9 protein-coding genes are annotated in these 11,301 nt (G+C 64.2%); 7 read left to right on the top strand and 2 right to left on the bottom strand.

Annotation, left to right across the window (positions count from 1 at the left end; all coding sequences use genetic code 11):
- Positions 1 to 186 precede the first annotated feature (186 nt).
- Positions 187 to 648, top strand: a complete 462-nt coding sequence (locus WD006_RS03825) for a tripartite tricarboxylate transporter TctB family protein (RefSeq protein ID WP_008647137.1) — start codon at positions 187 to 189, stop codon at positions 646 to 648.
- Positions 649 to 661: 13 nt separating this feature from the next.
- The gene (locus WD006_RS03820; RefSeq protein WP_011515655.1) at positions 662 to 2,164 is read left to right on the top strand and encodes a tripartite tricarboxylate transporter permease; all 1,503 of its coding nucleotides are present in this window, start codon (positions 662 to 664) and stop codon (positions 2,162 to 2,164) included.
- Between the two features lie 107 nt (positions 2,165 to 2,271).
- Here WD006_RS03820 and WD006_RS03815 read toward each other — a convergent pair whose 3' ends face one another.
- Positions 2,272 to 3,156, bottom strand: coding sequence for a LysR substrate-binding domain-containing protein (locus tag WD006_RS03815; RefSeq protein WP_011515654.1), 885 nt, complete (start codon positions 3,154 to 3,156; stop codon positions 2,272 to 2,274).
- 169 nt (positions 3,157 to 3,325) lie between these two features.
- Between WD006_RS03815 and WD006_RS03810 the strand changes: the two genes are divergently transcribed.
- The 4 genes from WD006_RS03810 to WD006_RS03795 all read left to right on the top strand — a co-directional run bounded on the left by WD006_RS03810 (position 3,326) and on the right by WD006_RS03795 (position 7,823).
- A complete protein-coding gene (locus WD006_RS03810) occupies positions 3,326 to 4,303 on the top strand; it encodes a Bug family tripartite tricarboxylate transporter substrate binding protein (RefSeq protein ID WP_029308287.1) in 978 nt (325 codons plus the stop codon).
- Between the two features lie 78 nt (positions 4,304 to 4,381).
- Positions 4,382 to 6,007, top strand: coding sequence for a gamma-glutamyltransferase (gene ggt, locus WD006_RS03805; RefSeq protein ID WP_011515652.1), 1,626 nt, complete (start codon positions 4,382 to 4,384; stop codon positions 6,005 to 6,007).
- A gap of 324 nt (positions 6,008 to 6,331) precedes the next feature.
- Entirely contained in the window at positions 6,332 to 7,192 is an 861-nt protein-coding gene (locus WD006_RS03800; RefSeq protein WP_029308288.1) for a PhzF family phenazine biosynthesis protein, read from the top strand.
- A 13-nt stretch (positions 7,193 to 7,205) separates the two neighbouring features.
- Positions 7,206 to 7,823: a pyridoxamine 5'-phosphate oxidase family protein gene (locus WD006_RS03795; protein ID WP_029308289.1), complete on the top strand. Its 618-nt coding sequence runs from the start codon at positions 7,206 to 7,208 to the stop codon at positions 7,821 to 7,823.
- Here WD006_RS03795 and WD006_RS03790 read toward each other — a convergent pair.
- On the bottom strand, positions 7,820 to 9,271 hold the full coding sequence (locus WD006_RS03790; RefSeq protein ID WP_029308290.1) for a CoA transferase: 1,452 nt from the start codon (positions 9,269 to 9,271) through the stop codon (positions 7,820 to 7,822). The two genes, WD006_RS03795 and WD006_RS03790, sit on opposite strands and share 4 nt — an antisense overlap.
- Before the next feature lie 279 nt (positions 9,272 to 9,550).
- Here WD006_RS03790 and WD006_RS03785 point away from each other — a divergent pair, with 279 nt between their 5' ends.
- Positions 9,551 to 11,299: a glutamine--tRNA ligase/YqeY domain fusion protein gene (locus WD006_RS03785; RefSeq protein WP_029308291.1), complete on the top strand. Its 1,749-nt coding sequence runs from the start codon at positions 9,551 to 9,553 to the stop codon at positions 11,297 to 11,299.
- The last annotated feature ends 2 nt before the right edge of the window (positions 11,300 to 11,301 follow it).

Genomic DNA, 11,301 nt, shown 5'->3' with positions numbered 1-11,301 from the left:
ACCCTGAGGATGCACCCAAATGCAGACATATGAAAGGTAGCTGAAAGGATGCACTTTTAACTTCCACCCTGCCCGCGACGGGGAGTGTCGCAGGGCCGTGGGTGACGTGCACCCGCGACCCAGTTGACAGGCCGGTTTTCCGGCACGTCGCGTCAAGTTCAAGCAAGTCAATCGAGGAGAATCATTTTGCGCATACGCAGCCAAAAGGACTTTGCCTCCGGCCTGATGTTCATTCTGGTCGGTCTGGGCTTTTCCTTCGTCGCCCGTGGCTATTCCATGGGAACAGCCGCCAAGATGGGACCGGGGTACTTCCCGTTCTGGCTCGGCATCGTGCTCGCCCTGCTGGGCGCGCTGGTACTGTGGGGTTCGCTGTCGTCCAAGGCGGCGCAAGACAGCCTGGAACGCTGGGATATCAAGATCCTGCTGTGGATCCTGGGTGCGGTCGTGCTGTTCGGCCTGCTGCTCAAGCCGCTCGGCATGGTGCTGTCGGTCGTGGTGCTGGTGCTGGTTTCCTCGATGGCCAGCCATGAATTCAGCTGGAAGGGTGCCGTTCTGAACGCGATCATCCTCGTGCTGATCAGCATGGGCGCCTTCGTGTACGGCATCAACCTGCAGATGCCGGTGTGGCCGGCTTTCCTGGCAAGCTAAGGAGACGGGCCTCATGGAACTGTTAGACAACCTCGGACTGGGCTTTGCAACCGCCCTGTCACTGCAAAACCTCGCCTACGCATTCCTGGGCTGCGTGCTCGGGACGCTGATTGGTGTGCTGCCGGGCCTCGGGCCTCTGGCCACCATCGCCATGCTGCTGCCGGTGACGTACACGCTGCCGCCGGTGGCTGCGCTGATCATGCTGGCCGGTATCTACTACGGCGCGCAGTACGGTGGGTCGACCACCGCCATTCTGGTGAACCTGCCTGGTGAATCATCATCAGTGGTGACCACGATCGACGGCTACCAGATGGCGCGTCGTGGCCGTGCCGGTGTGGCACTGGCTACCGCCGGTCTCGGCTCGTTCTTCGCTGGCTGCGTGGCTACCCTGATCCTGGCCGCGTTTGCCGCGCCGCTGTCGGAACTGGCGTTCAAGTTCGGTCCCGCCGAGTACTTCTCGCTGATGGTGCTGGGTCTGATCGGCGCCGTGGTGCTGGCTTCGGGCTCGCTGTCGAAGGCCGTGGCGATGATCGTGCTGGGCCTGTTGCTGGGTCTGGTCGGTACCGACGTGAACTCGGGCGCTGCGCGCTTCTCGTTCGACGTGCCTGAACTGACCGACGGCCTGAACTTCGTGTCGGTGGCAATGGGTGTGTTCGGCTTCGCGGAAATCATTGCGAACCTGGAGCAAAAGGAAGCCCGCGAAACCTTCACGGACAGCGTGACGAACCTGTTCCCGACCAAGGAAGACTTCAAGCGCATGATTCCGGCGGTGCTGCGTGGCACGGCGCTGGGTTCGGCACTGGGTATCCTGCCGGGTGGCGGTGCCGCGCTGGCTTCGTTCGCGGCCTACTCGCTGGAAAAGAAGACGTCGAAGTTCTCGCACGAGTTCGGCAAGGGTGCGATCGAAGGCGTGGCGGGTCCGGAATCGGCCAACAACGCCGCTGCCCAGACCTCGTTCATCCCGCTGCTGACGCTGGGCATTCCGCCCAACGCCGTGATGGCGCTGATGGTCGGTGCGATGACGATCCACAACATCCAGCCTGGTCCGCAGGTGATGAGCAGCAACCCCGCGCTGTTCTGGGGCCTGATCGCCTCGATGTGGATTGGCAACTTCATGCTGATCATCCTGAACCTGCCGATGATCGGCGTGTGGGTGAAGCTGCTCAAGGTGCCGTACCGCTTCCTGTTCCCGGCGATCCTGACGTTCTGCTGCATCGGCGTGTACTCGGTCCAGAACACCACGTTCGACGTGTTCCAGACCGCGGCCTTCGGCGTGATCGGCTACCTGTTCATCAAGCTGAAGTGCGAACCCGCACCGCTGCTGCTGGGCTTCGTGCTCGGACCGATGATGGAAGAGAACTTCCGCCGCTCGCTGCTGCTGTCGCGTGGTGACTTCAGCGTGTTCGTGACGCGCCCGCTGTCGCTGGGTCTGCTGATCGGCGCGGCAGTGCTGGTGCTGATCGTGGCCATGCCGTCGATCAAGGCCAAGCGCGAAGAAGCATTCCAGGAAGAGTAAGGCCTCCGGTCTCAGCTTCCGCTGTAAAGGAAGGGCGCCCATTGCGGCGCCCTTTTTTCATTCCGGCACCGCAGCAATGCGGCGTTCAGGGGGAATTCAGGCGACGTTCAGGCCGCGAACAACTCGGCACACGCAGCGCGGATCGCCTCGGTCACGTGCGCGCGGCCGTGATCGCGCCGCTCCAGCATGCCGATGGTGCGGACCATTGGCTCGCCATCGGCCTGCAACGGCAGGATGCGCAGCGCCTCGTCTTCCTGCCAGCGGGCACGTTTTAGCAGCGGCACCACGGTCACCCCCACCTCCTGACGCACGAGTTCCACCAAGGCCTCGATCGAATTCAGTTCGAGAAACTCGTTGGTGCGCAGATGCGCGCGGCGGAGCGCGCGCTCCACCAGCACGCCAGTACGCTGGGTGCGATCGAACCGCAGGAACGGGTTGGCCGCCAGCGCCTGACGCGCCGTATCGCCGTCGCTGCCCCGCGACGCGATGGCCACCAGCGGCTCGTCATAGAGGGGTGTCCAGCGCAGCACCCCGGATGGGCGCGCCATGCCTTCGACCAGAAACGCCGCATCGAGCTCGCCGCCCTCCACCATCGTCGCCAGTTCGATCGACTTCGCGCCGATGAGCCGGACATCAAGCGCCGCGTGCGTGCGCTTGAGCCGCGCCACGACATGTGACAGCCCACCCATCACCGACACCACCGCGCCGACCGCCACGGCCCCCGCCATCGCATCGGACCCTGAAAGTGGCAGCCGCATCTCCTCATAGAGATCCAGCAGCCGCCGCGCCATGGGCAGCAATTCCCGGCCATCGGCATTGAGCACGGCCACGCGTCCGCTGCGGTCGAACAGTTCGCGCCGCAATTCCTCCTCCAGGGAGCGCATCTGCAGGCTCACTGCCGCCTGGGTCAGCGCCACCTGACCGGCGGCGGCAGCGAACGAGCCATGCTCGGCCACGGCTACGAAGGTCCTTAGAAAGCGAATTGTGCTCATGGGGTGCTCATTGAATGCATATGGGTCGCTGGCCTCCTTGATCGATTCACAAGTTTTTCTTGTGGATCAGGCAAGGAATATTAACTTTCATTATGTCGACTAGCGCGGAATAATTTTGGGTTGCTGGCCAGAAGAGATGTGCCGTACCCATCCGCACCGGAGAAGAGAAATGAAAACCTGGCTTCGCCTGTTTGGCGTCGGCCTTGCCACAAGCCTGACCCTGGCTGCTGCCCCGTCGCACGCAGAGAACTATCCCAGCAAGCCGATCCGGCTGATCGTGCCCTTCCCGGCCAGCGGTGCCACTGACCTGCTGGCGCGCGCCATTGCCCAGAAAGTGGGCACGAGCATGGGCCAGCAGATCGTTGTGGACAACCGGCCCGGCGCCGGCGGCGCGATCGGCTCGGACATGGCGGCCAAGGCGCCCGCCGACGGCTACACACTGCTGATCGCCACGACCAGCACGCACTCGATCGGCCCGTACATCAACACCCATCTGCCCTACAACACCGAGACGGACTTCACGCCGATCGGCCAGGTGGCCACGGCCACCAACGTGCTGGTGGTGCCGAACTCGCTGCCGGTGAAGAACGTCAAGGAACTGATCGACTACGCGAAAAAGCATCCGGGCGAATTGAACTACGCATCGAGTGGCAACGGCACGGTCGTGCATCTGACCGCCGAAGCATTCAAGGCCCAGGCCGGCGTGTTCATCACGCATATTCCATACCGTGGCACGGCGCTGGCGGTGCCTGACCTGATCTCGAACAAGGTGCAGATCCTGTTCGACAGCATCGTGTCCGGCATGCCGCACGTGAAGGACGGCAAGCTGAAAGGGCTGGCCGTGACCAGCATGAAGCGCTCGCCGCTGGCTCCGGACCTGCCGACGGTCAACGAATCGGGGCTGCCCGGATTCGAATCGGACACATGGTTCGGCATCTATGGCCCCAAGGGCCTGCCGGCTGATATCGTCAACCGCCTGAACAGCGAGTTCAACAAGGCCATCCAGTCGCAGGACGTCAAGGATCGCCTGGCCAAGCTCGGCGCCGAGCCCGTTGGCGGCACGCCGGCGCAGTTCGCCGCGATGGTGAAGAAGGACAGCGCCCGCTGGGGCAAGCTGATCAAGGATCGGAAGATCCAGGTGGATTGATTCTTTGATCCCCAATTTTGCTCTGCTCTCCTGCGCGATGGGAGCGCAGAGAAAACACTAGGCATAGCGAGAGACACCATGCAGAACTTCAACTGGACCAACCCCTACCCCACCGTGCGCATTCCGCTGTTCGCGCGCAACGTTGTGTCGACCTCGCATCCGCTGGCGGCCCAGGCCGGCCTGCGGATGCTGCTCAAGGGTGGCAACGCAGTGGACGCCGCGATTGCCGCCGCCGCGGCGATCACGCTGGTGGAACCGGTGTCGTGCGGCCTGGGCAGCGATGCCTTCGCGATCCTGTGGGACGGCAAGCAACTGCACGGCCTGAATTCGTCGGGCGTGGCACCGGCCGCGTGGAATCCGGACTACTTCAAGAACAAGTACGGCGCCGATGGCAACGGCCTTGCGAACCGGCCGATCCGTGGCTGGGATTCGGTCACCGTGCCTGGTGTCATCGCCGGCTGGGCCGCGCTGCACGAACGCTTCGGCAAGCTGCCGTTCGAAGACCTGATGGAACCCGCGATCGAGATCGCGGAACGTGGCTATGCAGTGCCGCCGGTGGTTGCGCACAAGTGGGCCGCCGCCGTGCCGGACCTCAAGAGCCAGCCCGGCTTTGCCGACACGTTCATGCCGAATGGCCGCGCGCCGGCTGTCGGCGAGAAGTTCTTGTTCAAGGATGCCGCAGACACGCTGCGCAAGATCGGCGCCACTGGCGGCCGTGCGTACTATGAAGGCGAAATCGCCGAGAAGATCGCCGCGTTCAGCAAGGCATGCGGTGGCGCGATGACGCTCGACGATCTGCGCAACTACCGCCCCGAGTGGGTCACGCCGATCAGCAAGTCCTACCGTGGCTACGAAGTGCACGAGATTCCGCCGAACGGCCAGGGCATTGCCGCGCTGATGGCGCTGGGTATCCTCGATCAGTTCGACGTCGGCTCGCTGCCGGTGGATTCGGTCGACTCGCAGCACCTGCAGATCGAGGCGATGAAGCTTGCCTTCGCGGACCTGTACCGCTACGTGGCCGATCCGCGCAGCATGGAGGTCACGCCCGAGCAGATGTTGGACGAGGCCTACCTGAAGTCCCGCGCCAAGCTGATCGACATGCAACGCGCGACGCATTTCAACTTCGGCATGCCCCGCACGGGCGGCACGATCTACCTGACCGCGGCAGACGAGAACGGCATGATGATCTCGTTCATCCAGTCGAACTACATGGGCTTCGGTTCCGGCGTCGTGGTGCCGGGCACCGGCATCAGCCTGCAGAACCGTGGCGTTGGATTCTCGATGGATCCGAAGTCGGCCAACGTGGTGGAAGGCGGCAAGCGCCCGTTCCACACGATTATCCCGGCCTTCCTGACCAAGCAAGGCAAGCCGGTGATGAGCTTCGGCGTCATGGGCGGTGATATGCAACCGCAAGGTCATCTGCAAACCGTTGTGCGCATGCTCGATTACAACCAGCAACCGCAGGCTGCCTGCTGCGCACCGCGCTGGAAGGTCAACCGCGACTTCACGCTGGACGTTGAAGGCACCATGGACCCGAACACCGTGGCCGGGCTCAAGGAGCGCGGCCACAAGCTCAAATCCGTGGAAGACCCGTATATGGACTTCGGCTCCGGCCAGTTCATCTGGCGTTTGTCGGACGATGCCGAGCAAGGCTATGTGGCCGCCAGCGACAGCCGCCGCGACGGTCAGGCCGTGGGCTTCTGAGGCAGAGGTTTAGTTGTACCGCTGTAGGTAGTACGTAGTAGAAGTCCTGCGAGGCGCCATGGGGAAACCCATGGCGCCTATTTTCATTCCGGGATTGCCACGCTTAGTACTCAATACACCGGCAGGCTCAGGAAGCGCTCGATCGCGACGGCATGGGCGATATCGATGCAGAACGCGCCAATCGCAATTTGCTTGAATGCGCACGCTGCTTGCATCAGGTCCCGGGCTGCAACTGTTCCGCTGCATTCGCGTGAAACTGTGCATGGCATGGCGTGGAGGCTCCCGTACACTTGCCGAGTCGCTGATTTCTGGAAAGCCGCCCCCATGCCTACTTTTGCCTACCGAATCGTCAACGTATTCGCCGAGTCCACCTTCGGCGGCAATCCCCTGTGTGTGTTCGAGGACGCGCGCGGACTCGATGACGCGACCATGCAGGCGCTGGCCCTGCAGTTCAACCTGTCGGAGACCACCTTCGTGCTCCCATCCGACAACGCCAACGCCGCCGTACGCATATTCACGCCGGGATACGAGATGCGCTTCGCAGGCCATCCGACGCTTGGCACGGCGCACGTCGTGCGGGACCTGATGAAAACGGGCGACGCGCTTTCGCTCGAATTCAAGGCCGGCGTGGTCCCGGTCACGGCCAAGGGTGACCGCTGGACACTGACCGCGCCGCACGCGGGCGCGCCGAAGACCGCCCCAGCGGGCCTGCCGGATGCCGAGATGGCATCGTTGCTGGGCCTGACCATGGACGATCTTGCCGGATCACCGATGTGGGTCGACACCGGCGCCGACCAATTGCTGGTCCCCGTGAAGACGCCCGACGCAGTACGTCGCGCACAACCGGACAGCAGCCGGCTCGATCGCTGGCCGCAAAGCAGCCTGGGCCGCAAGACCGCCTATGTCTTTGCATTCGACCCGGAACAGCCAGGCAAGGCACTCGTGCGGTATTTCTTCACCAAGCAAGGCGGCGGAGTAGCGGAAGACCCAGGCACCGGCTCCGCTTGCGCCAACCTGGGCGGATGGCTGGTGGCAACGGGCCACCAGTTGCCCGCCAGCTACGAGGTGGACCAGGGCGAGTTCGTCGATCGCCGCTGCCGGCTGGACCTGAACGTGACCACCGAGGGCGCGATTCGCGTGGGCGGCCGCGTAATCGAACTCGGTCGCGGCACCGTGACACTCTGACAAGGACTCTGCCATGCCATCGCACGACATTGCCACACTTGCCGATCTCGAATCGTTGTACGCCGAACCGTCAGGGGCATCGCTTGCCAAGGAGGTGGACTACCTCCACCCGCATTACCGAGCCTTTGTGGAGGCGTCACCGTTCTGCCTACTCTCGACGGCCAGCGGCAAGGGAGGCGACTGCTCCCCACGCGGCGACGCGCCTGGATTCGTGCATGTGCTCGACGATCGCACGTTGTTGCTGCCGGACCGTCGCGGGAACAATCGCATCGACAGCCTGCGCAATATCATTGCCGACCCGCGCGTGGGACTGCTGTTCCTGATTCCGGGCGTCAACGAAACACTGCGTGTCAGCGGGACCGCAAAGATCTCCACGGATCCGGACCTGATCGCCCGCTGCGTGGTGCAGGACAAAGCGCCGACCTCGGTGCTCGTCATCGCAATCCACTCGGTATTCTTCCAGTGCGCCCGCGCGCTGATGCGATCGCACCTGTGGTCCGCCGACGCGCAGATTTCACGCGAGGCGCTGCCGAGCAATGGCACGATCGTCGCAACGCTGAGCCAGAATGCGATCGACGCCGCCACCTACGATCGCGAACTCCCGGACCGCCTGCGCAATAACCTCTACTAGCGCGGCAGCCACTCGGCCGCGTGGGTACCGAGTGGTTCGGAAGGCAACGCCCAATATGCCGGCGTTGCCGATAACCGGGCCGCGTGACGCACCACGGTCAACTCGCCGAAGCCCGACTCCTGCACTTCGAGCAGGTCCGAAATCTCGTCGATGTGCTGGTCGGGCACGCTGAAGCCATCCGGCAGGCGACCTAGCCCGCGCAACCATTGCCCGACCTGGGCCAGCGACACGCGCACATGCCAGCTTCCGCCTTCCACCGCACGGCGGTGCAGCGCCGCCATCGCGCCAAAGGCCAGCAGATACCCCGCGGCATGATCCAGCACCTGCGCCGGGAGCGGCTTCGGCTCGGTGGAGCCCGCTGCACGGGCTTCGTCGTCATTGAAACCGGTGGCCGTTTGCACGAGCGAATCGAAACCCCGCTTGCCCGCCCACGGCCCGACATGGCCATAAGCAGATAGCGACACATAGACGATGCCTGGACGCGCGCGCGCTGCGGCTTCGGCACCGACCCCAAGCTCCGCCAGCCCGTTCGGGCGATACCCCTGCACCACGACATCGGCGCCGTGCAGCAGCTTGTGCAGCGCGCGCTTGTCATCCGCGTCACGCAGATCGAGCTGGCAGGAGCGTTTGCCACGCCCGGTATCGATAACGAGCGGCGGAATCGACGGAAGGTGCGCAGCCGTGACCAGCAACACATCGGCGCCGTGGGCGGCCAAGGTCCGCCCCGCCACCGGGCCGGCGATGATGCGAGTGAAGTCGAGCACGCGCACGCCGGACAGCGGCCTGGCATCGACATTGATTTCAGCCTGGGGGGCGAATGCCGGCAACGGCATCGGCGGCGCATCGCCGATCCGTTCGATGATGACCGGCGGGAGCCCCCGCAACGCCTGAGCCTGCGGGTGCGCCTGCCATTCGTCATAGGTCCGCATCGCCGCCACGACCATGCCGGTGTCCGAGGCCGCCGCTTCGAAGTCCTCGGCCTTCCACTTGGACAGCGCAGCGCGCACGGCATCCTTGTCGTGCGCGCAATGCAGAAGCTTCAGCACGCCATCCCGATGATGCGGAAAATTCGTATGCAGCCTGACCCAGCGGCCATCGCCGCACGGGTACAGCCCCGCGATCTTGTCCCATAGCTCGGGCGCGGCGCCACCTTTGACGCGCAGATAGCGCTCGCTGCGAAACTCGGCCATGGCATGGCGCATATCGACCGCGACGCCCTGCCAGTTGCCGGTCCGCTGCGCCCACAACGCGGCGGCAGCCAGCGCCGACGCGCCCAGGCTGGTCTGGGCCGCAGTGCCAATGGCGAAGCTGGATGGGAGAACCGGATCGGCGCCGGTCAGCGTCAGATGCCCAAGTGCTTCCGGGGGCATCCCGGCCTCGCGCCAGAGCGCGGCCAAGGCATCGGGGGCAGTTTGGGGGGGAACGGTGGCGAAGGAAGCGGAGTTCATGGCTTGTATTCCAGCAGCGGCAAGCCCCGGACTGTGCGACGATTGCGCACCACGGCCCGAGGTCTACCGCACGATGACGACCCTGATATCTGGTGGATTCTGCACCACTTCAGCCCATCGCGCCGTGAGACGATTCGGAAAAAGCCCCGCAGGTGCCGGGTTACCCCGCAGGCACGGTAAAATCGCCCCATTCCACGGAACATCAGGACCGCAAACCGGGTCAATCCAGGCCCGGACCGTCCGCCCAAGCAATCGAGCCGCCCCCGTTGCGGCGACAACATGAGCCACGACACCAAACCCAACGACACGCCCGCCGCCTCCAACTTCCTGCGGAGCATCATCGACCAGGACCTCGCCACCGGCACCTACGCCGGCCGCGCGGACAAGCAAGGCGACCCGCTGCCGACGGTCATCACGCGCTTCCCGCCGGAGCCGAACGGCTACCTGCACATTGGTCACGCCAAGAGCATCTGCGTGAACTTCGGGCTGGCCCGCGACTACGCCGGCCGCTGCCATCTGCGCTTCGATGACACGAACCCGGTGAAGGAAGACACCGAGTACGTCGACTCGATCATCGATGCCGTGCACTGGCTCGGCTTCTCCTGGGATAGCGCCCAGGCGGGCAGCACGCCGCACCTGTACTTCGCGAGCGACTACTTCGACCAGCTCTACAAGTTTGCCGAGACGCTGATCGAGCGCGGCGTGGCCTATGTGGACAGCCAGAGCGCCGAGCAGATCGCCGCCATGCGCGGCAACTTTTCCGAACCGGGCAAGCCGTCGCCGTTCCGCGACCGCTCGGTCGAGGAGAACCTGAAGCTGTTCCGCGAGATGCGCGACGGCAAGTACGCCGACGGCGAGCACGTGCTGCGCGCGAAAATCGACATGACCGCCCCGAACATCGTGATGCGCGATCCGGTGCTCTACCGCATCCGCCACGCCCATCATCACCGTACCGGCGACAAGTGGTGCATCTATCCGATGTACGACTTCACGCATTGCATTTCGGACGCGATCGAGAACATCACGCATTCGCTGTGCACGCTCGAGTTCGAAAACAACCGCCCGCTCTATGACTGGGTGCTCGAGCACCTGCGCGACGCCGGCGTGTTCGCCAATCCGCTGCCGCACCAATACGAATTCGCGCGCCTGAACCTGACCTACGCGATCACCAGCAAGCGACGCCTGAAGCAGCTCGTGGACGAGCAGCGCGTGACCGGCTGGGACGATCCGCGGATGCCCACCATCGTCGGTATCCGCCGCCGCGGCTACACGCCCGAGTCGATCCAGCTCTTCTGCGATCGCGTGGGTGTGTCGAAGGCCGATAGCTGGATCGACATGAGCACGCTCGAAGGCGCGGTCCGTGATGACCTCGACGCGCGGGCACCGCGCAGCGTTGCCGTGCTGGACCCGCTCAAGCTGATCCTGGACAACTACCCGGAAGGCCAGAGCGAGGAATGCTCGGCGCCGGTGCACCCGAAGCAGCCTGAAATGGGCCGCCGCGTATTCCCGCTGTCGCGTGAGCTGTGGATCGAGCGCGAGGACTTCAACGAGAACCCGCCGAAGGGCTACTTCCGTCTGTTCCCAGGCAACAAGGTGCGCCTGCGCTACGGCTATGTGATCGAATGCACCGGCGTCGACAAGGATGCCGACGGCAACGTGATTGCCGTGCACGCGAACTACCTGCCGGAAACCAAGAGCGGCACGCCTGGCGCGGACAGCGTAAAGGTCAAGGGCAACATCCACTGGGTCAGCGCGCCTCACGCGTGTGAAGCCGAAGTCCGCCTGTACGACCGTCTGTTCAACGACCCGAACCCGGATACCGGTGGCAAGAACTTCTTGGACGCGCTGAATCCGGAATCGAAGAAGGTCGTGACCGCCTATCTGGAGCCGGGCCTGCGCGATGCCAAACCAGAGGACCGTTTCCAGTTCGAGCGGCACGGTTACTTCGTGGCGGACCGAGTGGATTCGCAGCCGGGCAAGCCGGTGTTCAACCGCACGGTTGGACTCAAGGACAGCTGGGGCAAGTGAGC

The sequence above is a fragment of the Cupriavidus sp. Met-2 genome, from assembly GCF_049843575.1.
Lineage (GTDB): Bacteria > Pseudomonadota > Gammaproteobacteria > Burkholderiales > Burkholderiaceae > Cupriavidus > Cupriavidus metallidurans.
Note: the sequence above shows the minus strand (reverse complement) of the source record. Positions and strands in the feature narration are given on the sequence as shown.